Origin of the sequence: Flavobacterium sp. WC2416, from assembly GCF_041200095.1 — a bacterium.
Taxonomy (GTDB): domain Bacteria; phylum Bacteroidota; class Bacteroidia; order Flavobacteriales; family Flavobacteriaceae; genus Flavobacterium.
This window is the reverse complement of the sequence record NZ_CP165626.1, coordinates 3,650,099-3,676,767: the sequence shown is the minus strand read 5'-3', so window position 1 is coordinate 3,676,767 and position 26,669 is coordinate 3,650,099. Positions and strand designations below refer to the sequence as shown.

Below are 26,669 nucleotides of genomic sequence, written 5' to 3'. Positions count from 1 at the left end.
TTTGTAAAACCAACAACTGTGCCAGTAAAAATTAGTTCACATTTAAATAGGATTTTGCAAAAAAAAAGAGAAGCTACGTAGGCTTCTCTTTTTCTTAACTTTTTTAATTTTAATTAGTCCTTGTCATCTAAGTGGGTTTCATTTTCAAGCAGATTTCTTATTTGCTCTCCAATATCATGATGTCCATCATCATTATCTGTACTTATTTCGATAACACCATCTCCATCAGTGTCTTGTAGTAAATTTTGACTTGCTAAAGAGGTTAATTTAGCCATTAGACCATCCAGTTGTATTTTAATATTAAGAGTTAGATCATTACTATTAACTGTGAAATCTTTTGTTGGATCAGCGAAGTCCATTTTAAGTTCAACATCTTGACTACTCCAGATTGAAAAGTTTTTACCATCAATAGTTCCTTTAATCAAATATGTTTTACCTAGCATTTCGCCGGGAAGAATACTTTTTTCAAATTTAAATTTTATTTCCTCATATTGTGCATTTGGAATATTAACAGAAGTTATAATTTGAGTCAAAGTTTTGTCAGGATCAAGTATATCAAGTAAAAAAGGACCTACGAGTTTTACATCATCATCATAAATAGAATCGGCACTCTGCACTTGACCTTGTTCATCTTTTTCAAATTTAATTTTTCCAATATTAATTTGGAAATCCGTGATTACCACTGTTGATGCTGTTCGAGCAGTGAGTGAAGGCTTTCCTGTCGTGGAAACGGCAGAAGCTTTTAATGCCACATTCCCAGTTGTAGGTGAGGGTGTATTTGAACAGGAAACAGCCATTAAGGACAATGCCGCTACAATCGTTGTTTTTTTCATTTTTTTCATTTTTTCATTTTTTTAAAGGGTTAAGTATTATATAATAAGGGGTTAATAATTATTATTTTAAACAAAGTTAATTTTGCATTTATTAATAAAAAATTTAAAAGACATCACTGTAAATTAATCTTTAATTTTTAGTAAAATAGAGATGATAGGTTTCGGTACTATTACTGTTTTTATTTTTTAATCTAACATTAGTGGCTGTGTATTCTGTAATATTCCAATCCTCTTCTAATCCATCTAATTTATCTTCATTAAAACTAAACTTCAATTTATCTTGACCATTGTCTTTAAAAGTGGACCAAGTACCTCCAAAACTATTTGTCCCATTTACAGCCACAACAGTTCCGTCAGGGTGGAAAGTAAAATTATAACCGCTGTAACCTAAAGTTTCGTCACTAGTTTTAAAAAAATAAGAAACATGCCATGTTCCATCTGTCCAAATGGAATTAAAATTAGGATTACTTCCTGCCCCTGAATTTGTATTGCACTCTTTTATACTATCTTCAATATGATTTTGAAAATCAGCGTTATTTGTAAGTACAACATTTTGGCCATTAAAATTTGTAATCGAAATGGGATAGTTAATGGAAATATATACATTTACGTCTAAATTGTCTAAAAAGCTAGTTGTATCTTTATCGTTTTGAATCACAATAGTTTTTGCAATTTGATTATTTGCATCGTAAATACTAAACGATATTGGGTAATTTATATTTATACAATCAATTTCATTAAAATGATCATCTAGATTACAATTTTCAATACTCTTTTCTAATTCATCCGAATTTAATATGAGTTGTGTCTTGTAGTCTTGATACTGAATTGTTATTGGATAAATAAAATTTATAATATCATCATCATTTGGAAAAGCATCCAACGTAGCCTGTACTGTTTTATAGTCATTTTGGTTCGATACTGTAATTTGATTTCCATCTACAATAACTTTTACCGGCAACTGAATATTAAAACAGCTCGAATTATCCAAAACATTATCCTTAGAAGTTGGGTTTTGTGCCACTCTAAAAATCAAATTTGTAAGCGGTGAAACGGTCGTTAAATTTTGAGTGGTATCTTGAATAAGCACTGCACCCTCATTTTGACAAGAAATAAATACTATAGCCGTTAAGGTCATGAATAAATATTTAATTGTTTTCATATTTGTTTTACGTTTAAAATGCAATAGGGAATAGAGAATTTTGCTTGTTTCATCGAACTCTTTTACTTATTGTTCTCAACATTAATTTATTTTTCTTATTGTCCTCAATTCAAATAGTAGAGAATCTAATACTAAAACAGTTTAAATACAACTTACCCTACCATAAATTAAAAATAAATATATCTTTGTAAAGCAAAAACACATAAAATAAATGCTAAACAACTTAATATCAAATACTTGTAATGAAATTGTTTTTTCTGATTTTTTTAAAAAACAGGCGAAGTTAGTTCGTAATTTTATTTTTTATAAATATGGTAATAAAGAGCTAGCTGACGATTTAACGCAAGATGCTTTTATTAAACTCTGGCAAAATTGTGCTGATGTCCCTATTGAAAAAGCTAAATCATATATTTATATAATAGCCAACAACGGTTCTCTTAATGCAGTAGCACATCAAAAAGTAGTTTTGGAATTTGAAAAAAATTTCACGGGTATTGATATTACAAATGAAAACCCAGAATTTATACTCGAAGAGAAACAGTTCAAAAATAAGATTTTAAAAGCAATTGAAAATTTGAATGAAAAACAACGAGTTGCTTTTTTGATGCATCGAATTGATGGTAAGAAATATAGCCAGATTGCAGAAGAATTAAATATAAGTGTCAAAGCAGTAGAAAAGCGGATACATTTGGCTTTAGTTGAATTAAGAAAAGAAATTGATGAAATAAAGTAGGGTAAAGTTGTTTTTACTTGTTTTAAATATAATAAGAGTAATGCTATGGAAAACAATCACATTTTAGCAAAATGGCTAAACAACGATTTGACAGAAGGCGAATTAGCTGAATTTAAAGCTAATCCTGAGTATGAAAAATACGAAAAAATTAAAAATTATACCGCCCATTTACAAGTCCCTCCTTTTAATGAATCGAAAATTTTAGAAAAGGTTATAAATCATGAAAAGGTAAAATCCAAAGTGATTCCTTTATACAAAAAATGGTTATTTAAAGTGGCCGCGGTTTTAGTTATCGGACTTGGAATTACTTTCATAATGCAAAATTTTTCTTCAGAAAACCAATATGCACTTAATGGTAAAAGAACCTCTTTTTTATTGCCCGATTATTCAAAAGTTGTTTTGAATGCAGGATCAGAAATTGAATTCAAAAAATGGAATTGGGACCACAACAGAAAACTTAAATTAGAAGGAGAAGCCTATTTTAAAGTAGCAAAAGGTAAAAAATTTGAAGTTTTAACTTCTCTTGGAAAAGTTACGGTTCTGGGTACACAATTTAATGTTAAAGCAAGAAGGAATCGTTTTGACGTCAGCTGTTTTGAAGGAAGGGTGTATGTAAATTACAAAAATAAAGAGGTGCTATTAACTCATGGTCAAAGTGTTTCGTTCGAAAATGGAAATCAAATAAATACTGCAATTAATGCCACTAAACCTGCATGGTTGGAAAATTATGTTTCTTTTAATAAAGAAAACTTAGACAATATAGTAGAAGAAATGCAAAGACAGTATAATATTACTATTGAAATGAAAACAAAATATCCAGATCAATTATTTACTGGAAAAATTCCTTTGAACAATCTTGATGATGCTCTTCATATCATCGAAATAACGTATCATCTCAACTCAACTCAAATTGGTCCGAACAAAATAATTTTGAAATAAAATAAATGTATTTTATTCACCGTATTTGTTTTTTCTCCATTTGCTTTGTTTTTGCCTTGAATTTAAAAGCTCAAGACAAAAGCAAAGCAATTGCATTAAAAGATATTCTGCTGTCTATTGAAAAACAACATCATATTTATTTTAATTATATAGATAATGAAATTGTTATTTTTAATATTTTACCTCCAAAAAAGTCTTTGACTTTGACTAAAAAGATTAATTACCTTCAAAAAAAAACAAATCTTCGCTTTGAAAATACAGATAATAAATTCATCACTATTTTTAATAGTACTAAAACGTTAGAGTCTAAAAACATCTGTGGATATGTATTTGCTAAAGACGACAATTCCCCGATAGAAAATGTAACTATTAGGTTTGAAAATGGTGCGACTATAACAACCGATAAAAGAGGATATTTTGAATTAGAAAAAGATAAGTCAACTGATTTATTAATTAGCTGTCTGGGCTATGCCTCTCAAAAGATTCCTGTTGTTGCCTTTCAAAATAAAAATTGCACTAAAATTTATTTAGAAGTTGAACTTTTGGAACTAAACAATATAATTGCAAATCTTTATTTAACCTCTGGAATTTCTAAAAAAAACTATGGAACGTTTGAGATAAAACCTAAGAGGTTAGGAATATTACCTGGTTTAATTGAGCCGGATGTCTTACAAACTATGTTGCAAATTCCAGGTATTTACAGTACCGATGAAAGTATTTCAAGTATCAATGTAAGAGGAGGTACCCATGATCAAAATTTATTTTTGTGGAACGGAATAAAAATGTATCAAACTGGACATTTTTTCGGGCTAATTTCAGCATTCAATCCTAATTTAGCCCATACTATTTCTATAACTAAAAATGGAAGTTCTGCATTTTTTGGAGAAGGAGTGTCAAGTGTTATCGCTATTTCGTCTAACCCAAATAAATTAGAAAAAAATAGTTTCAGTGCTGGAATTAATATGATTAACGCTGATGTTTATTCAAAATTTAATATCAACAAAAAAGGGTTTTTAGAAATTGCGGTAAGGAAATCCATAACCGATTTAGTAAAAACACCTACTTATAAAGAATATAATAGTAAAGCATTTCAAAATACCAATATTATTGATTTTTTCAATAAGCAAAACAGCACTTATTCAAGTGATGAGAAATTTAATTTTTATGATATTACAGCTAAATTTTCTCAAAAAATTGGACAAAAAGACCATCTTATAGTGGATTTTATCACTATAAATGATCAACTTAAAGTTTTACAAACTTCCAAAATCAATAACGTAGTTCTGTCGGAAACCAATAATTTATATCAAAAAAATTATGGAGCTAATCTTTCATGGAAGCGAAACTGGAATGCAAAAAACTATAGTACAATCAATGTTTATAGCTCATCCTATGCCCTAAATGCCGAAAAAAATAAAATACAGGATAATCTAATTGTAAGACAAGAAAACAAAGTACTAGATACTGGTTTAAAACTTGAAAACAGTAAAATAATTGGTTCAAAATTTACTTTTAATACTGGATATCAATTAAATGAAATTGGTACTGTAAATTTAGACGAAGTAAATAAACCCATTTTTTACAGAAGAATTAAAGAAGTGCTACGAACTCATGCAGTAATAGCAGAAGGGAAATTTAATGATACCTTATCCAAAATATATTTGAGCACAGGTTTAAGATTAAACTATATCGAACAATTTAATAAATATATCCTAGAACCAAGATTGCATTTTAATTATACTGCCACAAAACATTTGAATTTGGAAGTTTTAGGGGAATTTAAAAGTCAATATAGTTATCAAGTAATCGATCAGCAGGAGGATTATTTTGGAATAGAAAAAAGACGATGGATATTAGCAAATAACACAACAATTCCGATTCAAAGAAGCAAACAAGCCTCAATAAATTTATTTTATACCCAAAAAAATTGGTTAATTACCTTAGAAAATTTTTATAAAAAAGTAAATGGAATTAATAGTTCGGGTCAAGGATTTCAAAACCAATTGGAATTTGTGAAAATAAATGGAAATTATGAAACTTTAGGAAGTGAGATTCTAGTTCAAAAAAAAATAAATCATTTCATTTCATGGTTAAGTTATGCTTATAATTATAATAATTATAACTTTCCAAATTCAAGCTGGCCTATATTTCCAAACAATTTTAAATTAGAACATATTATTTCTTGGGCGGGGATTTATCAGAAAAAAAATCTGAAGCTAGCTATCGGTTCAAAATGGTATTCTGGAAAACCTACTACAAGTCTTAAAAGTGATGTAATTAATTATAGTGATTTTTTAAATCCAAAAATTGATTATAATAGTCCTAATAATAAAATTTTGGACAACTTTTTTCAAGTTAATTTTTCGGCAACCTATAAATGGAAGGACTCGAATGATATTCAATATAAATTAGGTTTCTCTATATTGAATCTTTTTAATAGAAAAAATGAAATTAATGAATTTCATAGAATAAACGCCATAACAAACTCTATTGAAGATGTAAAGACTTTTTCTATACGACGAACACCAAATTTAAGTTTCAGAATAGCTTATTAACCGAAATCTTGTTTTTCCACTGAGGAGTGAGGAGATGGGAGAGGAAATTTTGTAGGTAATAAATTTTCGTTTTACCCCAGTACTATATTGTAAAGGGATGCGGTTCTCGTTTTACAGCAATCGGCCGTGGTGGAAGTTGGATGTTTTGATGTTTTTTGTAGGTATGGATTGCAAATTCGTGCTATCGGGTGAGTCGGTTTTTATGAAGGTTTTTTTCTTTTGCCTTGATGCAAAAGAAACAAAAAATCAAGCCTAAAAATTCAAAACTTAAAAACTACCTCAAAAACTATGTTCCGCAGCCCGAGCCGTTCGCCTTTCAGGCTCAACTCGCGGACTGCTGCCACGTCGTTTTTTCGTTGTTTTTTGACGTTTTTAATTTAAGGGCGTTGTGAGGAGGTTGTAATAACATGTTTGTTTGTTGTGTTCATGAATCTTTTCTTTTGTCTTGATTTCTCACGAGTTAATAATTTATTAGAGTTCGTGAATCTGCGATTTCAAAAGAAACAAAAGATCAAGCCTGAAAATCAAAAGCTTGAAAACTAGCTCGAAGTTCCGCTCCGCAGCCCGAGCCGTTCGCCTTTCAGGCTCAACTCGCGGACTGCTACCACTTCACTTCTTCGCCGTTTTCTTACACTTTTTATTTAAGGGCGGGTTTAGGAGTTTTCAATTGTCAGTTATGAAAGAACAGGTTGGAAAAATTAAAAAACCATTTCTGATTTATGAAAGTTTTCTTTAATTTGTTAATTATTGCTATTATTTATAAAGGAATAGTATATTCGTAAAAAAACCACTCTTACTGCTAAATGGGCCTTGACTCATACTGTCAGTTAGAGCCGCGGAGCGCGTCTGGAAGTTTCGTTTTTTGCATTTATTATAATTTTTCACAGTCATTATGATGCAAATGTTATTCGGAAATAAATAAGATAAGATGCTGTTTTTAAGGATATACCAATTAGATTTTATTTATATTTGTTCCATCTCTCGACCGCGTTTGATAAGACAAAACCCAAAACTACGATTTAGTATACACTAATGAATCATCCAGAAAATACAAATACCACTTGGCTGTTTGAAATAACACCAAAAAACAAGTTCTTCACGCTCAATCTTAAGGAAGTATGGCAGTACCGCGATTTACTACTACTTTTTGTAAAAAGAGATGTGGTTACGGTGTACAAGCAAACCGTTTTAGGGCCACTTTGGTATTTAATACAACCGTTGTTTACTTCGATTACGTTTACCATTATTTTTAACAATTTGGCGGGGATTGATACGGGTACCGTACCTCCTTTTCTGTTCAATTTAGCAGGTATTACGGTTTGGAATTATTTTACCGCTTGTCTTACAGGGACTTCGAACACTTTTGGTGCTAATGCAGGAATTTTTGGGAAAGTGTATTTCCCTCGAATCATTGTTCCCATGTCTATTGTAATTTCTAATTTATTGAAATTTGGAATCCAGTTTTGCATTTTTATTGCTTTTTATTTATACTATTATTTTCAAGGAGCTGCCATTAGTTTAAATGGGATCAGTGTTTTATTTCCATTCTTAATTGTAGTCATGGGGATTCTGGGTTTAGGATTAGGCATGTTTATTTCCTCTTTAGTAACCAAATACAGAGATTTTAGCTACTTAATTGGTTTTGGGGTGCAATTACTGATGTATGTATCAGCGGTAGTTTATCCTATGGCGTTGGTTGTAGCAAAAATGCCAGAATATGCTTGGCTCGTTCAATATAATCCATTGGCTTATATCATTGAAACAACCCGTTATATGTTATTGAATGTTGGACATATTTCTATTTTAGGATTAGGCTATACGTTTGTAGTGACTATAGTTGTTTTTTTAGTGGGGATATTGGTATTTAACAGGACGGAGAAGAGTTTTATTGATACGGTTTAGATTTTTAGCAAACGGAGATAAATAGCACTAATTGTACAAGTATGACTTTATATAATAGGAATAATTATATTCTTACAGATTCACCTCTGAAAAAAGATCTTTTAAAATTATTTAAAAAGGATGATAAATTAACGATTTTGGATATTGGAGGCTGCGAAGGAGAAGAGTCGATAAGATACTCGAGAATTTTTCCTTTTTCTACTATTTATATATTTGAGCCATTACCTGATAATCAAGATCTTATTGTTCAGAACTTAGAAAAATACAAATCAGAAAACGTTATATTGATGCCTATTGCAGTTTCAGATGAAAAAGGCATCTCTCAGTTTCATGTGTCTTCAGGACATCCAAATCATGAATCAAACAAATTAGATTGGAATTTTGGTAATAAGTCTAGTTCTCTGCTTTACCCTGAAAAGGGAAATAATCAAAAATGGTTATTATTTGATAAACAAATAAACGTAAATACGATAACACTGCATTCCTTTTTTGTAGAAAACAAAATAGAAGAAGTTGATTTTGTACATATGGATGTTCAAGGGGCTGAATTAAAGGTTTTAATGGGGGCAAAAGAACATATGAAAAATATCAAGGCTATTTGGCTTGAAGTTGCAGATATTGAATTGTATAAAGGCCAGCCTTTAAGAGTGGATATTGAGAATTTCATGAAAGCAAGTGGGTTCAATTTAGTTAAATCAGAAATTGAAGGCCAAGTTGGTGATCAGTTTTATTTGAATAAAAAACATTTTAGAACATTTACAATCTTTTCTAAATTGTTACAATTTTATTTAAAAAAATAGTGTCTTATGAATAGCACGATATTTAAAAATATTTATTTTGTAGGAGAATTTATTATAAATAGTAGTAGTCAATACGGTATCCTACAGCAACTTGTTCAAAAACAATATAAGGCTAATTAATAAAATATTTAAAATGTTTTTTTCAGATAGAATTAAATCAATTAAACCAACTGATAGAGTTTTGGAAATAGGTCCTGGAGCTAGTCCATATTATAGGTCGGATGTATTTTTGGAATTACAATATGATAATGATAGTGAAAGAATAGCTCAGTCTGGTCATGTTGGGATACTTGAAACACTTAAGCCCATAGTTTATTATGATGGAGGGAAGTTTCCTTTTGAAGACAAGGAATTTGACTATGTTATTTGCTCTCATGTATTAGAACATGTTGCTGATGCTGATGTCTTTTTAAGAGAAATACAAAGGGTTGGAAAAAAAGGGTACTTAGAATTCCCCACTGTTTACTATGATTATATATATAATTTTCCCGAACATCAATTATTTCTTTTGCAGAAAGAGGGTGTTATAAATTGGATGACTAAACTGGAAAGTGGGATAATGAAGTTTGCACCAGTACAAAGTTTTTTTTATAGAACTTGTGAACTAGGTTACCACGAGACGATAAATAATTTTAAAGAGTATTTTTTTCAAGGTTTTGAATGGTTTAATAGTATTGAATCAAAGCATGTTAGTCATTTAGAATTAATTACATATTCCATGGCTAATATAAACTTACAACATCAACAAGTTAGGAAAGAATTTGAATATAAAAAGAGAAATTCAATAATTCTATTTAAAAATGTTTTAAAAAATAAACTTAAAACTATATTCAAATGAATTTAAAACAGATTATAAAAAAATATATATTTAAAAAGAATAACCGCTTATTAACCGTTGGAACGTTAAATGAGAGCACAAGAATTCATTGGCTTGAGGAAGTTTTAAATAAAATTCCAGCAGGCAGCAAAATATTAGATGCTGGCGCAGGAGAACAACCATTTAAGAAATTTTGCGCGCACCTTCAATATGTATCACAAGATTTTGCACAATATAAGCCAGAAAATTTGAATTCAGGATTGCAAATGGTGGAGTGGGATTATGGTCAACTTGATATTATTTCAGATATTGCCTCTATTCCACGAGAAGATAAGACTTTTGATGCTATTATGTGTACTGAAGTTTTTGAGCATATTGTTAACCCTAGGGAGGCAATAAAAGAATTTTCAAGACTTTTAAAGAGTGGTGGCTGTCTTATTATAACTGCACCATTTTGCAGTTTAACTCATTTTGCACCGTATCATTTTTATTCAGGTTTTAATAGATTTTTCTATGATGAAGAGTTAGGAAAAAATGGTTTTGAGACTATTGACATAATTCCGAATGGAAATTATTTTGAGTATTTAGCTCAGGAGGTAAATAGATTACCCTTTATTGCTAAACAATACAGTAATCGAAAGCTTATTAAAACGGAGAAAAATGCAATTAATAAGTTACAGCGACTACTTCAAAATTTATCTGATGCTGATTCTAATTCATCAGAGTTGTTGTGTTTTGGGTATCATGTATTAGCAAGAAAAAAATGATACTAATTGAATTACAAGGCGGTCTAGGTAACCAAATGTTTCAGTTTGCCTTTGCAAGTGTTTTTGCAAAAAAAAACAGATGCGACATTAAAATAGATAAAAGCTTTTTTGAATTAAAAGATAAAAAAGTAGCTTATACACCTAGATTTTATGAACTTGCTATTTTTAATATATCTTCAAATCAAACTACTGATTCAGTGAGAAATAGGTTTGTCCATTTGTCATATATCAATAAGGTTAAAAAGAAATTAGGATTTAATTATCCTAAAATTCATCAGGAATCGGGCTTTAATTTTCAGGAAAATGCCTTGTCAATTGAAACGCCGGTTTATGTAAAAGGGTATTTTCAGAGCTACAAGTACTTTGAAGGATATGAAAGTTTAATAAAAAAAGTTTTCTCTTTTCCTGTAGAAGGATTAGATATTACAAACAGTAAATTGTTATCTGATATCAAGAACATGAAAACCATTTCAATTCATGTAAGAAGAGGTGATTATGTTCAGGATAAGAAAACACAACTATTTCACGGAAATTGTAGCTTAAAATATTATTTTGATGCAATATCCTTGTTAGTTTCTAAGAATAAGGATGCTAAATTGATATTCTTTTCTGATGATAGTGATTGGGTTAAGGAACAATTTCAAGACTTATCGTATTCAAAAATATTCATAGATCATAATAAAAACGAAAACAGTTGGAAAGATATGTTTTTAATGAGTTGTTGTACTCATAATATAATTGCTAACAGCTCTTTTAGTTGGTGGGCCGCTTGGCTCAATGAGAACATTAATAAAACAGTAATTGCACCAAAGAAGTGGTTTGCTGAAACCGCTATAAATGATAATGATTTAATACCTGCAGAATGGATCCGTTTGTAATGCCATTGCCTATAATAAGTGTGTTGATGCCGGTATACAATTGTGAACAGTATATTAGGGAAGCGGTTGATAGTATATTAAATCAAACGTATGCTGATTTTGAATTATTAGTAATCGATGATGCTTCGTCAGATGGCACTGTTTCTATATTAAAAAGTTATAAAGATTCCAGAATTCAATTAATTGAAAAGCCTATAAATACTGGATATACCAATAGTTTAAATTTGGGATTGCAATTAGCCAAAGGTAGATATATAGCTAGAATGGATGGTGATGACATTAGCTTAGCGGAGCGTTTTTCTAAGCAAGTTGCATTTTTAGAAGACAACCCAAAAGTTATTTTATGCGGAACATGGTATAGTATAATGGGCTCTGATAGAATAGTAAAGCTTCCAGAAAGGCATGACGTTATAAAAGTAGCTTTATTAAAAGGGAATTGCTTTGCTCATCCTTCTGTTATGATCAGAAAACAATGCTTAGAGGGATTTTCAATCGTTTATGATGTATCTAAAGAGCCTGCTGAAGATTATGATTTATGGGTTCGATTAGTTATGAAGGGAAACTTGCATAACTTGCAAGAAGTTTTGCTAGATTATCGTACTCATAGTAATCAAGTTACCAAAAAACAAAGCGATAAGCAAAAAGATTCCGTACTGAAAACAAAACGGAATCTTTTTAATTTTTTAGAGCTTGATTTGTTGCCTAACGAAGAGTTGGTTTTAAATAAAGTTTTAAATAATGGTGCAGCCATTAATTTTAACGACATTTATATTTTTAAAAAACTGCAAAATAAATTATTAGCTTCTAACAAAAAATATATATTTGAGCCAGTAGCTTTTAAAAAAAGTATTTTGGATTTAGAGACGATCATTGTTAATAGTTATTTTTTGAAAAGAAATAGATTTACACCTAGAATTTATTTTGAATATCTTCGAATAAAAAATTCATTAAATTTTAAACTTAATTTAAATATTGAAATTAAATTAGCTATTAAATCGTTGATTTTTTACAAACCGTGAGGATTTAAATCTAAAAAAATAGTCGCGTTTTTGTAATCTATTTTTTTTAGATATAAGAAGTCAGAATTAAGTTTTATTAACATAAAATAAATGCTAAAAAAATATAAAGAAATTAAAAACAGATATAATATTGGTTGTCGTTTTTTAAATGACGCTTACAATATTGAATCTAATATTAAATCTCAGGAAGAAATTAATAAAAACCCGTTTCGATCAGAAATTATTAATTTTTTATTAGATTCTTTGGATAAAAGTGATACAAATTATTTAGAAATAGGTGTTCGCAATCCAGAAGATAATTTCAATAAAATAATTTCGACTAAAAAAGTTAGTGTTGACCCAGGTATTGAATTTAAAACAAATCCCGTTGATTATAAAATGACTAGCGATGATTTTTTTAATCAAATAAAGAACGGAAAAATTTTGCGACGCGATATTAAGTTTGATGTTATTTTTATTGATGGTTTACATTTGGCGGATCAAGTAGAAAGAGATATAAACAATTCTTTGGATTACATTCAAGATTATGGATTTATTGTACTTCATGATTGTAACCCTCCAACAGAATTTCATTCAAGAGAATCGTTCTCATATTATATGTCTCCAGCAAAATATTATTGGAATGGGACGACTTGGAAAGCGTTCTTTAAGTTTAGACAGAATAGAGAGTTATATTCATGTTGTATTAATTCTGATTGGGGAGTTGGTGTTATTTCGAAAAATATAGATTTAGGTAAACCTACTACGATACTAAATCCATTTTATGAATATCATGTTTTAGATAAAAACAGGAATGATAGTTTGAATTTAATTGATTATGAGGTTTTTAAGTGTAAGATTAGAAAAGATTAATACTAGAGGCAGTCAGGATTATTTTTCAGTTTCTAGAGTTTATAGTGTAAAATTATTTTTAAGAAATTTAATTAAGATTTAGAATAAAATGTATTTGTGTCTATAAATAAACTGATGAGCAACAAATGAATAAGGACATTATATTAAAAGCTGAAAACATCTCTAAGCAATATCGCTTGGGACAAGTAGGTATGGGGACTTTGAGTCATGACCTGAACCGTTGGTGGTATCAGGTTCGTGGTAAAGAAGATCCGTATCTCAAAATTGGCGATACTAATGACCGCAGTACAAAAGGTCAAAGTGATTATGTTTGGGCTTTACAGGATGTTAACTTTGAGGTGGAACGGGGTGAAGTTTTAGGAATCATTGGGAAAAATGGAGCGGGTAAATCTACCTTATTAAAGATATTATCTAAAGTCACAGCGCCAACAACTGGAAGCATTAAGTCCAGAGGACGCATTGCTTCTTTGCTTGAAGTAGGAACGGGGTTCAATGTGGAGATGACTGGTAGAGAAAATATATTTCTGAATGGAGCTATTCTTGGAATGACCAAAAAAGAAATTTACTCAAAACTTGATGAAATCATTGATTTCTCGGGTTGTGAACGTTATATAGATACACCCGTAAAACGCTACAGTAGCGGAATGACAGTGCGTTTAGCGTTTGCCGTGGCTGCTTTTTTAGACCCAGAAATTTTGGTAATCGATGAGGTTTTGGCTGTCGGGGATGCCGAATTTCAAAAAAAAGCCATAGGAAAGATGCAAGAAATTTCTAAAGGTGAGGGCAGGACAGTATTGTTTGTAAGTCATAATATGGAAGCTATTCAAAAATTAACTACTAGATGCATAGTTTTAGAAAATGGAAGTGTTGTTTTTAGTGGAGACTCAAATCAAGCAATTAAAAAACATATTTTATCCAATTTTAAAGAAATAATTATTCAAGAATGGGAAACTCCGGAAGTAGCACCAGGAAATGAATTTGCTAAGCTGAAAAAAATTAGAGTATTAGATGAAAATGAAAAGCAAAAACATGATTTTGATATTACAGAAGACTTTTTTATTGAAATAGAATATTGGGATTATAATGAACGTTATCAGAATACAGCTATTATCCATGTTAAGAATGAATTAGAAGAGATTCTTTTTGCTTCAAATGAATTTAATTCTCCTAGTTGGGACGAAAGTCATTTTGAAAAAGGAATTATTAAAGCAAAATGCAAAATTCCTAAAAACTTTTTGGCAGAAGGGAAATATACTATTTTAGTTGCTATAGGGAACTATAATCCAAACATGATTCATGTTAAAATAGATGAGGCATTAACATTTTCAATTAGAGACAATAATACTGGTGGTCAGACTGTAAAAAGAAATACTTCAGGAAGTTGGCCGGGTTTAATGAGACCAATGTTGGAATGGAGTATAGTAAAAGATAATTTAAGTAAATAAGGTACTAATTGTCATCAATAATAATTATGATTAAAAAAATCAAACAAAAAATTAAAGATAAACTTTATATTTTTTTTGAAGCTTATTTTAAAAATAAAGATCAAATTGAGTATAGAAAGCTAAAAAATAGTTTTAAAAAAGTAGGCGATAATTTTAGTGTAGGTAAAGATTATACAGTTAAAAATGCGCAATATATCGAAATAGGCCGAAATTTTTTGGCATTGGATAGATTTAGAATTGAAGCATGGGATAAATATAGAAATCAAGATTTCAAACCCTATATAAAAATTGGAGATAATGTAATTTTCAATACAGATATACATATTGGATGTATTAATTCTATAACTATTGGTGATAACTGTTTGTTTGCAAGCAGAATATTCATCACAGATCATTATCATGGAGATACTTCTTTTGAAATGTTGAAATTAGCGCCGAAGGATAGAGACTTAGTTTCTAAGGGTGCTGTAATTATAAAAAATAATGTGTGGGTAGGAGAAGGAGTTGGTATTATGCCTAATGTAACTATAGGTGAAAATAGTATCATTGCAATGAATGCAGTCGTTACAAAAGATGTACCGCCAAACTGTGTTGTTGCTGGAGTTCCAGCCTCAATAATAAAATATTTAAATGTCTGAAAAGGAACATTTATCACCCTATTGCTTCTTTGTTAATGTAATATTAAGTTTTTAAAACATGATTAATAAAATAAAACCAATTGCTATTTATTTACCACAATTTCATCCTGTGCCTGAGAATGATAATTGGTGGGGTAAAGGTTTTACGGAATGGACTAATGTAACTAAGGCAAAGCCAGAATTTAAAGGTCACTATCAACCTCATTTACCAGCAGATTTAGGTTTTTATGATTTAAGATTGGCAGAAGCAAGACTAGCTCAAGAAGAACTTGCAAAAACATATGGTATCCATGGCTTTTGTTATTATCATTATTGGTTTAATGGGAAAAGAATGCTTTATGAACCTTTGGATAAAAAAATTCAAAATCCAAGCGAAGATTTGCCATTTATGCTCTGTTGGGCCAATGAAAATTGGACAAGAGTTTGGGATGGCAGTGAAAGGGAGATATTATTGAAACAAGAATATTCTGAAGAGGATGATGTAAATCATATTAATCAATTGATTTCTTATTTTAAGGATGATCGCTATATAAAAGTAGATGGAAAACCAATTTTCATAATATATAGACTAAAGCTTTTTCCTGATTTGGAAAATACAATTAAAACATGGAGAGAGGAAGTTAAAAAAGCAGGTTTCCCTGATTTGTATCTTGGTTTTTCTCAAAATTACGACCTTCAATTTGAACCAACGACTAAGGGTTTTGATTTTGCTTTTGAATTTCAGCCTAATTTTGGGAGATTGCCAAATGTATATAATCACAATTTATTAAAAAAAATAAAAAGGAAAGTCTATAAAAAATTAAATAAAAAATTGGTTCAAAAAACCATATATAATTATTCAGAATATTCAAAATTGCAGATGAAGCATCCTTTTAAACCTAATGTTTTTCCTGGAATAACTCCTATGTGGGATAATACGGCACGAAGAAAAGATAATGCTTTTGTGTTACATAATTCTACCCCTGCTGATTATGAAAAATGGTTACTACACATTCGGAAAAATTATCCATGGGATAGTGTACCTGAGAATTTTTTATTTATTAATGCATGGAATGAATGGGCTGAAGGAAATCATTTAGAACCTTGTCAGAAATGGCAACACCAATATCTAGAAGTTACCAAACAAATTTTATTATAAATGCTTGCCCTAGTTATACCCTATTTTAAGCTCACTTTTTTTGAGGAAACTATATATTCGTTATCGATTCAAACAGATAAACGATTTAGGGTCTATATTGGCGATGATGCAAGTCCTGAAAATCCGATATTTTTACTGGAAAAATATAAAGGAAGGTTTGATTTTATCTATCATCGGTTTGAAAAAAATCTAGGAAGTATATCTTTAGTGCAACAATGGAATCGATGCATTGCTTTGACTTCAGGAGAAGAGTGGTTGATGGTATTGGGAGATGATGACTCCTTAAGCCCCACTTGTGTTGAAGATTTTTACAGTCATTTACCAGAAATTATAAGTAATCGTTGTAAAGTTATTCGGTATGCTACTGTGTTAAATGATGTGTTAAGCCAAAAAAAATCTCCAATTTACACCCATCCAAAGTTAGAAAAAGCAACTGATTTTTTTCACAGACGTTATAAGAATCAGACTCGCAGCTCGTTATCCGAATATGTATTTAAACGAGAAGTTTATCTAAAATATGATTTTCATAATTATGATTTGGCTTGGTATGCAGACGATAGGGCTTGGCTAGAATTTTCAAGCTTTGGGATGATTTATACTATAAATACCTCACATCTAATTATTGGCTTGAGCGATGAAAATATTTCGAGGGCTACTTATAAAATGGAGACTAAGGAGCAGGTTAAAATTAGCTTTTTTAGGAATTTTATTTTGATAAACTTATTTAAATTTAGAAGAGATCAACGGGAAAATTTGTTGCTGCACTATGAACAAATGATATACTTGTCAAATAAAGTGAATTTCAGATTTTGGTTTAGTCTTTTTTCATTGTTTTTAATTAATTTTTATTTTGTCGAATCGGTAAAATTTACAAGACGACTTTTAATACATTTAAATAAAGATGCCTGATATTCCAAAAATTGCTATAATTATACCTGTTTATAATCGAGAACATTTGTTGTCCTTTACATTAAATAGTATTACTTCACAAACTTTTACAGATTGGGAATGCATTCTTGTTGATGACCGAAGTACTGATAATTCTTTTAAAGTAATGGAAGAGTATCAAAAAAAGGACAATAGGATAAAAGTATATAAACGTCCACTTGAATTAAATAAAGGAGCCAATGCTTGTCGTAATTTTGGATTTACAAAATCGTCGGCATCAAATATAAAATGGTTTGATAGTGATGATATAATGCTTTCTAACCATTTAGAAATTGCATTCCATACTTTAGTTGATAATAACTTAGATTTTGTGGTGACTGACACTTTAAATTTTGATCATGTTACCAATGAATTCTTGGGTAAGACCTATAATTTTGATAGAAAGAAAATTATTGATACCGAAAATTTCGCATTGAATCGTATAGGTTGGATTACAGATGATTTTTTGGGAACCAGGGAGATAGTTAACAACATAAAATTTAATGAAAATATTATCACGGATGGAGATGAATATAACTTCTTTGTAAGGCTTCTTCATTATTCCATTAAAGGGGTTTTTATAAACAAGGTATTAACTCATCGAAGAATACATAATGACACACTTACAGGACAAAATGGAGAAGATACAGCAAATTATTCTACTAAAATCGCAAAATTAAAATTACTAACTGCACTGGATTTGGTGTTTTATAAAGATGTGAAATTAATTCGTTGGTTTTTATCTGGATATATGCGCTATTCATTTGAGTTAGCACAAGATAATAAACGAGTGCCATATAAGGGTCAGGCTTTTAAATTAATTTGTAATTACTATTCTTTTTCTAAGGGAATTGCTTTTATAGCAGCATTAATTTCGGGTAAATATTTTAATAAAGGATATAACATTATGAAGTATGCCAGAAAATTATAACAATAGGAATATTCCATTATTGTCGATAGTGATTTCTTGCTACAATGATGCAGCATACATTGAGAAAGCGGTGGCTTCTGCTTTGAATCAAACGTATTCTAATAAGGAAATAATAGTTGTTGATGACGGATCTAATGCTGAAACTAAAGCAGTTTTAAAAAAGTTGGAGCCAGTAATCACTAAACTAATTACGCAAGAAAATCAAGGCCAAAGTATAGCACGAAATAACGGTATCAGAAAAGCTAATGGAGAGTACATTTTAAACCTAGATTCTGATGATTTTTTTGAAATCTCTTTTTGTGAAAAAGCGATTAGTCAATTTCAAAAAGAGGAACAAATAACCCTTGTGACTTGTAATGTAAATAGATTTAATAAAAAAGGAACCATCGACGTTTTTTTTCCTAATGGGGGTGCTTTGAATAATTTTTTATTTTCTAATTCAGCTATGGGAAGTTCTATGTTTAAGAGAAAGGACTGGGAGCTTTGTGGAGGTTACGAAGAAAAGTTGCCAATTCTAGGATTAGAAGACTGGGAGTTTTACATCCAAATTTTAAAATTTGGTGGGTATGCTTATGTAATAGAGGAAATTTTATTTAATTATCAAGTAAGAGAAAACTCTACAACTGATCGGATTAGGGAAGTAAGGTTAGATAAATTTAAGCATATTATAATGAAGCATAAGGAACTTTATAGTGCTAATTTTGAAGCCCTTGTTGAAAATTTGTTTAATCAAATTAAAAGGGAACAATCAGAAAAAATAAAAAACACGGAGCGTATAGATTTTAAAATAGGCAAGGCAATTTTAAAGCCTTTAAGATGGGTTAAATCAGTACTTAAATGAATAAAACCCCACAAGTAACGATTATAATGGCTACCTATAATAGAGCTTCTTTTATTATAGAAACTATAGAGTCCATAAGAAATCAAGTATTTACCAATTGGGAATGTTTGATTATTGATGATGGTGGTACTGATAACACTGCTGATGTTATCAAGCACGTTTTAAAACAAGACAACCGTTTTCAATATGTTAAACGTCCCGATAATTATTTAAAAGGCTTGCCTGGTTGTCGTAATTATGGATTAGATTTGGCTCTAGGGGAATACATTATTTTCTTTGATGATGATGATATTGTTCATCCTCAAAATTTAGAGTTGTCTGTTTTAGAATTATCTCGTAATCAAGTGTCTTTTTGCAGATACATTAGGGAGGTTTTTTATGACACATTTGAATATAAATTTGATTATTCAAAAGAATATAGTTCTTTTTTTATTGATAAAAGAGATGTTTTTAGATTGTTAAATCAAGATCTGCCTTTTAATTCCTGTGCCGTCCTATGGAGAAAAGAATGCTTCGCAGAAAATAGATACACAGAATATTTATCACATGCGGAAGAATGGGAATTGTATTCCAGAATTTTATCTACTGGAATTACGGGAATATCGATTGAGAAGTCTTTGTTTTTTGCAAGAAAACATAGTAATTCGATGACAGGTCAATATTTTAGATTAGATACTAAAAGAACACAATCTAATATTGACGCTATTTTATTAGTGATAAAAAATCTTAAAGAAAAAAAATTAATACGTTATTCTATAATCCGTTATTTCGTAGCCATGTCACATGGATATACTGAATATGATTTATTTGGTCAATTAATGAAACAATTAGAATTTTCTGGACTTAATTATTTGAAATGGCGACTGATTTATATTGTTTTACCCTTGCGTTTTAAAATTACTAAATTGAAAAAAAGAATTATAAAAATATAATCCATGCAAATTTTACTTTGTTTTGGCACACGTCCGGAAGCGATCAAAATGGCACCACTTTATCATGAATTGAAAAAAAACAATTTAAATGTAAAAGTATGTGTTACGGCACAACATCGAGAGATGCTGGATCAGGTTTTAGATTTTTTTCAAATAGTGCCCGATTACGATTTAGATTTGATGAAACCCAATCAAACACTGAATAGTTTAAGTGCTAGCATATTATTCAAAATCGATGAAGTTCTAACTGCCTTACAACCAGATTTGGTTTTAGTTCATGGAGATACAACTACTTCTGCCATGGTGTCTTTGGCCGCTTTTCACTTGGGTATAAAAGTGGGGCATGTAGAGGCAGGATTACGTACCTATAATAAACAAGCTCCTTTTCCTGAAGAAATTAATAGACAGTTTACTAGTAAAATAGCCGATATTCATTTTACTCCTACAGCGGCAGCCACTCAAAATTTGTTAAAAGAGGGTGTTTCTCAAAATAATATTGTTGAAACCGGCAATACGGTTATTGACGCCTTATTGTGGACGATTGATAAAATTGGAAACACACAGTATTCACATTTAGAAATTGAAAATTTAAAAGAGATATTGCCAGTCCATAAAAAAATGGTGTTAGTAACGGGTCATCGTAGAGAGAATTTTGGAGAGGGTTTTGTAAACCTTTGTGAAGCGCTTTTATCTGTTTCAGAAAGAGAGGATGTAGTGGTTGTTTATCCAGTACATTTGAATCCAAATGTCAAGAATATAGTGTATGAGAAATTAGGAAATAAAAGTAATATTTACCTAATTCCTCCAGTTTCATATCCTACTTTTGTATGGTTAATGCAACATTCTTTTTTGATAGTAACTGATTCAGGTGGTATTCAAGAAGAGGCGCCAACATTAGGTAAACCAGTGCTTGTAACCCGAACTGTTTCAGAAAGACCTGAAGGTGTAGAGGCAGGATTTTCTATTTTAGTAGGAACAGAGCAGCAAATAATAGAAGATAATATAGTTGCGATATTAGATTATTTTCCTGGTTTTGAAAATGCAATAAACCCTTATGGTCAGGGTGATGCATCACATAAAATTGTGAGCTTTTTATTAAAATAAAACCAAAATGAAGATACTAGTAGTTGTTGATTCCATCAATATTGAAGATAGTAGCGGTTCTAAAGCTAATGTGGCTTTAATAAACAATCTGGTTGAAGCAGGATTCGAAGTTTTGGTATATCATTACACGTTAAGAAATATTCAATTACATGGAGTTTCTTGTTATGCTATTCCAGAAATAAAATATAGTCCTTTGTATTTTTTAAGCCGAATCCAAAGAATTTTAGCAAGAAATTTTGAAATAAACGCAGCACCTTTCTTAGAACGATTATTTGGCTTTTCTTTTACTTTTTTTAATGATACCAATAGTATTATAAAAGCTTTAAAAAAGAGGGCGTATAGTCCTGATTTAGTGTTAACGCTAAGTAAAGGTGGTAGTTTTAGACCTCATTATGCAGTATTGAAATTGCCTAAATTACATGATAAATGGATGGCTTATGTTCATGATCCATATCCATTTCATTTTTATCCGCGCCCTTATAATTGGGTGGAACCCAGCTATAAATTTAAAGAAGCCTTTTTTAGAGAAGTTGCTGATAAAGCAAAATTCAGTGGTTTCCCAAGTCAGTTATTGCTGGAGTGGATGGGTGGTTATTTTCCGGGTTTCATAAAAACGGGTGTCGTTATACCACACCAGAATTCAAAATATAAAATTCAAAATACTGTTTTTCCATCCTATTTTGATAGTTCAAAATTTAATTTAGTTCATGCTGGGAATCTATTAAATACCCGTTCCCCAAAAGGACTAATAGAGGGATTAAAGTTGTTTTTTGAGAGATCTCCAGAAGCAAAAATGGAGGTAAGACTTCTTTTAATAGGATCTTGTGCTGGGTATTCTCAAATGGTCTCAGCTTATCAAAAAGACATACCAGAGGTTTTTGTTCATGATGGGATTGTTCCTTTTGATGTGGTCTATAATATTCAACAAAATGCGTCGGTAAATATTATTATGGAGGCTAAATCAGAAATCAGCCCCTTTCTTCCAGCTAAGTTTCCACATTGTGTAGAAGCTAATAAAATGATTCTTTCATTGGCTCCTTATCTTAGTGAAGTAAAAAGGCTATTGGGTGTTGATTATGAATATTGGTCGGAAGTGGATGATATTAATAAAATCAGCAAACTAATAGAACAATTGTATATTCTATGGAAAAAAAATCCTGAGAATTTACTTTTAAATAGAATCGACTTACAAGAGTATCTGTCAGTTGATTATTTAAAACAGACCATTATTAATCTTGAAAAATAATTTCTGATTAAAAAATGCGTTAAGAATTATTAATGAAAAAATTAGCTGTTTTACTGCCTACTTATAACACTGCTCTTTATATAAAAGCGAGTATCGATTCTATTTTGAATCAATCATTCGATGATTTTGACTTGTATATTTATGACGATTGTTCAACTGATAACACTGCAGAAATTGTTTTATCGTACACTAATCCTCGTATTTTTTATAACAAGAATACAAAGAATTTAGGAATCGCTAAAACGTTAAATAGAGGATTGGATGAATTGCTTCCTCAATATGAATTCATTGCGAGGATGGATGCAGATGATTGGGCATACCCTCAACGGTTTGAAAAACAATTGGATTTTTTAAATAAAAATAAAGAAATAATACTATGTGGTACGCAAGGATATTGGTTAAAAGATATCAATCAAAATCCTGCTGCAGGATGGGAATACCCAACAAATAGTGAATATATTAAATATTATTTGCTATTTGCTGCTACTTTTGGCCACTCCTCAGTTATTTTTAGAAGCCAAAGTTTTGCTATTTATAATTTAAGATATGATGAAACAATAACCACTTGTGAAGATTGGGAACTATGGGTTCGTATTTCTAAGATAGGAAAAATGGCTAATTTGCCTGATTTCCTGATGAAATATCGTATTTTGGAAAACAGTAACCATCGTTCTTCAGAAAAAATAAACAAACATCTTGCAGAGCGATCTAAAATTATATCGAATTATTGGAGCTATTTTGATATTCCATTTTTGGAGCAGGAGATTTATGATTTGTATTTTGGTAAAATTGGGGTGTCAAGAAGGGAATTTAATTCGCAAATTCAAAAATTAACAGATGCTTTTAATAAAATCTATGATAAAACGGAACATCATCTTTCAATAAAAGACAGTAATAACTTTCGTTATTTGTTAGCTAGAAAAATTTTGAATTATTGGAAGCGTTCTCAGGTTAGTAAATATGATCCTTTGGTATGGATAGTTATAGTTACCAGAGTGAAATTTATGAATAAAATGAAGCTAGTGAAAAGTATAATACGATAATAATTTATGCAAGCTTCCATTGTAATAGTTTCTAAAAATAGGAAAGAAGAATTAGAAAAAACACTACTGATACTTGAAAAGTTAATAGATTTTTCAATCCATGAGGTATTGGTTTTTCTTGATGGTTGTAGTGACGCATCTGAACTTTTAATAACCCAATTTAAATGGGTGATATGGGAAAAATCTGAAAAATCAATAGGCGCTTCAGGTGCCAGAAATTCACTGTATCCAAAAGCAACAGGAGAATATCTAATAGGGTTGGATGATGACGCACATCCTTTGCAAAGTAATTTTATAGCACTTACCAAAACTATTTTCGAAGATAATCCTACTGCTGGTGTTCTTGCATTTCAGGAAATAAAAGGCATTTTTAATTCCGATACGGAAGCTTTAGCTCAAAAAAAAATAATTGTAGACGAGTTTTATTGCAATGAATTTGTTGGCTGTGGTTTTGCCATCAAGAATGAAGTGTATAAGGCTACCAATGGTTTTCCCGTTTGGGTTGATATTTATGGCGAAGAACCTTGTGTTTCTATTGAAGTTATAGCAAAAGGATTTGATATTCTTTACACCAATAGAATCGCTGTGAATCATCGAGTCAATATGGAATTACGAAAAAAATCAGGAGCAAATTATTTTAGATTCGGGAAACAATTGAAAAATGCTACTTATTATTATCTAGTTTACTATCCTTTTCCTATTCTAAAAATTGTTCTACTATTTTGGCATAATTTTAAAAAATATGCAACTAAAGATTGGAGCTATTTTAAAATATATTTTCAAACTATTATAATTATAGCACTTTATTTACCCCAATTAATCAAATTTAGAAATCCTGTTGATGCCAAAGTTTTAAAAAAAATGAAAGAGTTGTCTTGCCCAAAGTTTTAGAAAATTAGGTGCTTACCGCAATTTCTCGTAATTATTAATCGATTAATCGTGTTTTTCTAAAATAAAAAATGATTGTTTTTAAAAACTGTGTCAAGTTTTTTTTATTAGATGATTCTGAAAATAAAGCGGTATTTGATTAAGCTATTTTACACATTTATATATTATCTCTCCATCCATTAGTCCATATTTAAATTTATCTTGATCATTAAATGAATCTATAAAATCATCTTCGAATACTTTAAAACCGGCAGTTTTTAAACGTTCTGTATAATCTCTTCCATACCATCGAACATGGTCTGTTTGTCCAAAAGCGATTTCTCTTTCCTTGGGGTCAGTAATTTTAAAATCTTCATAAGTTTTTTCTCTGTTGTAATCAATGGGAACTTGAAGAATACTATATCCATCCTTTTTTAGAACTCTAAATAATTCAGAAATTGCTAAATGATCATCTGGAATATGTTCTAAAACATGATTACATATAATAATATCAAAATAATTATTTTCGAATGGAATATTTGTAATATCAACTTTAGTAATCTTAATTTTGCCTTTGTAATTATAAATTTCAGGGGATAAATTGACTGGAAAATATTCAATAGTATCACTTTTTGAAAATAAATCATAAAAGAATTTCTCCGGAGCGAAATGAAGTATTTGGATGTTTTTTTTGTTAGGAATTTGATTTTTGTCTTTAAAGTATTTCCACAATAATCGATGTCTTTGATGAGAACCACATTTTGGACATGATATGTTATTATTCAAACCATAAGGTCTGAAAATTTTATAACTTGATTGACAAATAGGACATTGTACATTTTTTCCTAGATGTCTTACATTATCATTAAGTTTAAATATAATGTTTTGAAATTTTACAGGCGTAATTTTTTTTATTAGTGTTTTAATCATTTTTTTATTAATTATCACCTATATCAGGATGTGTTAAGAGATTGGGAATTTAATGTAGAATGTTTTTAGAGTACAGTTTGCAAAATTCTTTGTTGCTAATTTAAGAAATAATTAGTCAACTTACTCTTATTTTTGAAATGTAGTTTAAGTATTTATCAATTGTTTTTAGATTAATTTAATTCCGTGTTCAAACTTCTCTTTTAAGGGTTATTACAGGTGTATTTTTAAAATGCATGTCAATTCTCAATAATAGCTATAAAAAAAGTATTTTTGTTAGTAAATAACCAAATATACAACCCATCTACACTCAATATGTTTTTGAAAAAATTAACCCCATATACAATAGCTGAAATTGGTCAGGCACACGAGGGCAGTTTAGGTATTTTATATTCGTATATCGATGCGATTGCCAAAACTGGTGTTGACGCAGTAAAGTTTCAACTGCATATCGCTGAGGCAGAAAGTAGTGAACACGAACCTTTTCGAGTAAAATTTTCTATGGAGGATGAAACTCGGTTTGACTATTGGAAACGAATGGGTTTTTCTTTAGATCAATGGAGAGATATAAAGCAACATTGTGATGCTGTAGGACTCGATTTTATATGTTCCCCTTTTAGTAATTTGGCGGTAGATTGGCTTGAAGAAATTGGAGTCACACAGTATAAAATAGGTTCCGGTGAGGTGACTAATTTCTTAATTTTGGAGAAAATTGCACAAACTGGTAAACCTGTGATTTTGTCTTCGGGCATGAGTTCGTATGCCGAATTAGATCAAACTGTCGATTTCCTGAAAGAAAGAAAGGTTAATTTTTCTATTTTGCAATGCACGACTGCCTATCCTACTTTGCCAGAACAGTATGGTTTGAATGTGATTCAAGAACTAAAAGAAAGATACAAGGTAGCTGTAGGTTTTTCAGATCATTCTGCTCGCATGGAAACGTGTATTGCAGCAACAGCTTTGGGTGCTAGTATTCTGGAGTTTCATGTTGTTTTTGACCGCCAACTATTTGGTCCGGATTCCAAAGCATCTTTAACCATTCCAGAAACTGCAGCATTAGTTTTAGCTGTGCAAAATGTTGCAATCGCCTTGTCAAACCCTATTGATAAAAATAACAATTCTTATTTTTCTGAACTCAAACAAATTTTTGAAAAATCATTAGCAGTAAATAAAAATTTACCTAAAAATCATGTTATTACTTTTGATGACTTAGAAGCGAAGAAACCAAAAGGGTTTGGGATTGACGCCCTGCGATTTCAGGAGGTTATCGGGACGGTTTTGAATCGAGATTTAAATCAATGGGATTTTTTGAATGAGGGGGATTTGTTTACATAATGGTGCTCGATTCCGCCGCAAAAATGCGGTCACTCTAA

Annotated in this window: 25 protein-coding genes; 22 read left to right on the top strand and 3 right to left on the bottom strand. The window is 30.3% G+C overall.

The features are described from left to right. Positions 1-113: 113 nt before the first annotated feature. Both AB3G39_RS15595 and AB3G39_RS15590 read right to left on the bottom strand, forming a co-directional pair. Positions 114-842, bottom strand: coding sequence for a hypothetical protein (locus AB3G39_RS15595; protein WP_369769550.1), 729 nt, complete (start codon positions 840-842; stop codon positions 114-116). A gap of 121 nt (positions 843-963) precedes the next feature. Then, positions 964-1,995, bottom strand: coding sequence for a hypothetical protein (locus AB3G39_RS15590; RefSeq protein WP_369769548.1), 1,032 nt, complete (start codon positions 1,993-1,995; stop codon positions 964-966). 211 nt (positions 1,996-2,206) lie between these two features. Between AB3G39_RS15590 and AB3G39_RS15585 the strand changes: the two genes are divergently transcribed. The 21 genes from AB3G39_RS15585 (at position 2,207) to AB3G39_RS15485 (ending at position 24,393) form a co-directional block, all read left to right on the top strand. After that, positions 2,207-2,728, top strand: a complete 522-nt coding sequence (locus tag AB3G39_RS15585; RefSeq protein ID WP_369769547.1) for an RNA polymerase sigma factor — start codon at positions 2,207-2,209, stop codon at positions 2,726-2,728. Positions 2,729-2,773: 45 nt separating this feature from the next. Then, a complete protein-coding gene (locus tag AB3G39_RS15580) occupies positions 2,774-3,667 on the top strand; it encodes a FecR family protein (protein ID WP_369769545.1) in 894 nt (297 codons plus the stop codon). Between the two features lie 5 nt (positions 3,668-3,672). Next, positions 3,673-6,222 (top strand): carboxypeptidase-like regulatory domain-containing protein, encoded by a 2,550-nt coding sequence (locus AB3G39_RS15575; RefSeq protein ID WP_369769543.1) that lies wholly within the window; start codon positions 3,673-3,675, stop codon positions 6,220-6,222. Positions 6,223-7,254: 1,032 nt separating this feature from the next. Beyond that, positions 7,255-8,124: an ABC transporter permease gene (locus AB3G39_RS15570; RefSeq protein ID WP_369769542.1), complete on the top strand. Its 870-nt coding sequence runs from the start codon at positions 7,255-7,257 to the stop codon at positions 8,122-8,124. 41 nt (positions 8,125-8,165) lie between these two features. Next, a complete protein-coding gene (locus AB3G39_RS15565) occupies positions 8,166-8,924 on the top strand; it encodes an FkbM family methyltransferase (protein ID WP_369769540.1) in 759 nt (252 codons plus the stop codon). Positions 8,925-9,057: 133 nt separating this feature from the next. Continuing rightward, positions 9,058-9,762 (top strand): class I SAM-dependent methyltransferase, encoded by a 705-nt coding sequence (locus tag AB3G39_RS15560; RefSeq protein ID WP_369769539.1) that lies wholly within the window; start codon positions 9,058-9,060, stop codon positions 9,760-9,762. Beyond that, the gene (locus AB3G39_RS15555) at positions 9,759-10,508 is read left to right on the top strand and encodes a class I SAM-dependent methyltransferase (protein WP_369769538.1); all 750 of its coding nucleotides are present in this window, start codon (positions 9,759-9,761) and stop codon (positions 10,506-10,508) included. The genes AB3G39_RS15560 and AB3G39_RS15555 overlap by 4 nt, the downstream gene beginning before the upstream one ends. Continuing rightward, a complete protein-coding gene (locus AB3G39_RS15550; protein WP_369769537.1) occupies positions 10,505-11,386 on the top strand; it encodes an alpha-1,2-fucosyltransferase in 882 nt (293 codons plus the stop codon). The genes AB3G39_RS15555 and AB3G39_RS15550 overlap by 4 nt, the downstream gene beginning before the upstream one ends. Then, positions 11,371-12,405 (top strand): glycosyltransferase family 2 protein, encoded by a 1,035-nt coding sequence (locus AB3G39_RS15545; protein WP_369769536.1) that lies wholly within the window; start codon positions 11,371-11,373, stop codon positions 12,403-12,405. Before AB3G39_RS15550 ends, AB3G39_RS15545 begins: the two co-directional genes overlap by 16 nt. A 90-nt stretch (positions 12,406-12,495) precedes the next feature. Further along, entirely contained in the window at positions 12,496-13,257 is a 762-nt protein-coding gene (locus AB3G39_RS15540) for a class I SAM-dependent methyltransferase (RefSeq protein ID WP_369769535.1), read from the top strand. A 125-nt stretch (positions 13,258-13,382) separates the two neighbouring features. Beyond that, positions 13,383-14,702, top strand: coding sequence for an ABC transporter ATP-binding protein (locus tag AB3G39_RS15535; RefSeq protein ID WP_369769534.1), 1,320 nt, complete (start codon positions 13,383-13,385; stop codon positions 14,700-14,702). Between the two features lie 26 nt (positions 14,703-14,728). Next, positions 14,729-15,340: an acyltransferase gene (locus AB3G39_RS15530; RefSeq protein WP_369769532.1), complete on the top strand. Its 612-nt coding sequence runs from the start codon at positions 14,729-14,731 to the stop codon at positions 15,338-15,340. Positions 15,341-15,398: 58 nt separating this feature from the next. Further along, positions 15,399-16,478 (top strand): glycoside hydrolase family 99-like domain-containing protein, encoded by a 1,080-nt coding sequence (locus tag AB3G39_RS15525; protein WP_369769531.1) that lies wholly within the window; start codon positions 15,399-15,401, stop codon positions 16,476-16,478. Next, the gene (locus AB3G39_RS15520; RefSeq protein WP_369769530.1) at positions 16,479-17,387 is read left to right on the top strand and encodes a glycosyltransferase family 2 protein; all 909 of its coding nucleotides are present in this window, start codon (positions 16,479-16,481) and stop codon (positions 17,385-17,387) included. After that, complete coding sequence (locus tag AB3G39_RS15515; RefSeq protein ID WP_369769529.1) at positions 17,380-18,336, top strand: glycosyltransferase family 2 protein; 957 nt, start codon at positions 17,380-17,382, stop codon at positions 18,334-18,336. The genes AB3G39_RS15520 and AB3G39_RS15515 overlap by 8 nt, the downstream gene beginning before the upstream one ends. Next, a complete protein-coding gene (locus tag AB3G39_RS15510; RefSeq protein WP_369769528.1) occupies positions 18,320-19,177 on the top strand; it encodes a glycosyltransferase in 858 nt (285 codons plus the stop codon). Before AB3G39_RS15515 ends, AB3G39_RS15510 begins: the two co-directional genes overlap by 17 nt. Next, complete coding sequence (locus AB3G39_RS15505; protein ID WP_369769526.1) at positions 19,174-20,109, top strand: glycosyltransferase family 2 protein; 936 nt, start codon at positions 19,174-19,176, stop codon at positions 20,107-20,109. Before AB3G39_RS15510 ends, AB3G39_RS15505 begins: the two co-directional genes overlap by 4 nt. Positions 20,110-20,112: 3 nt before the next feature. Further along, positions 20,113-21,213 carry a non-hydrolyzing UDP-N-acetylglucosamine 2-epimerase gene (gene wecB / locus AB3G39_RS15500; protein ID WP_369769524.1) on the top strand — a complete coding sequence of 367 codons (1,101 nt, stop codon included), beginning with the start codon at positions 20,113-20,115 and terminating at the stop codon, positions 21,211-21,213. Between the two features lie 7 nt (positions 21,214-21,220). Next, positions 21,221-22,459 (top strand): UDP-glycosyltransferase, encoded by a 1,239-nt coding sequence (locus AB3G39_RS15495; protein WP_369769523.1) that lies wholly within the window; start codon positions 21,221-21,223, stop codon positions 22,457-22,459. Between the two features lie 32 nt (positions 22,460-22,491). Beyond that, complete coding sequence (locus tag AB3G39_RS15490) at positions 22,492-23,502, top strand: glycosyltransferase family 2 protein (protein ID WP_369769521.1); 1,011 nt, start codon at positions 22,492-22,494, stop codon at positions 23,500-23,502. A 6-nt stretch (positions 23,503-23,508) separates the two neighbouring features. Beyond that, complete coding sequence (locus AB3G39_RS15485; protein WP_369769520.1) at positions 23,509-24,393, top strand: glycosyltransferase family 2 protein; 885 nt, start codon at positions 23,509-23,511, stop codon at positions 24,391-24,393. 141 nt (positions 24,394-24,534) lie between these two features. Here the strand turns inward: AB3G39_RS15485 and AB3G39_RS15480 are convergent, their stop codons facing one another. Next, on the bottom strand, positions 24,535-25,299 hold the full coding sequence (locus AB3G39_RS15480) for a class I SAM-dependent methyltransferase (protein ID WP_369769518.1): 765 nt from the start codon (positions 25,297-25,299) through the stop codon (positions 24,535-24,537). A gap of 318 nt (positions 25,300-25,617) precedes the next feature. On the opposite strand from AB3G39_RS15480, the gene AB3G39_RS15475 reads away from it, so the two are divergent. Continuing rightward, positions 25,618-26,631, top strand: coding sequence for an N-acetylneuraminate synthase family protein (locus AB3G39_RS15475; protein ID WP_369769517.1), 1,014 nt, complete (start codon positions 25,618-25,620; stop codon positions 26,629-26,631). Positions 26,632-26,669: the final 38 nt, after the last annotated feature.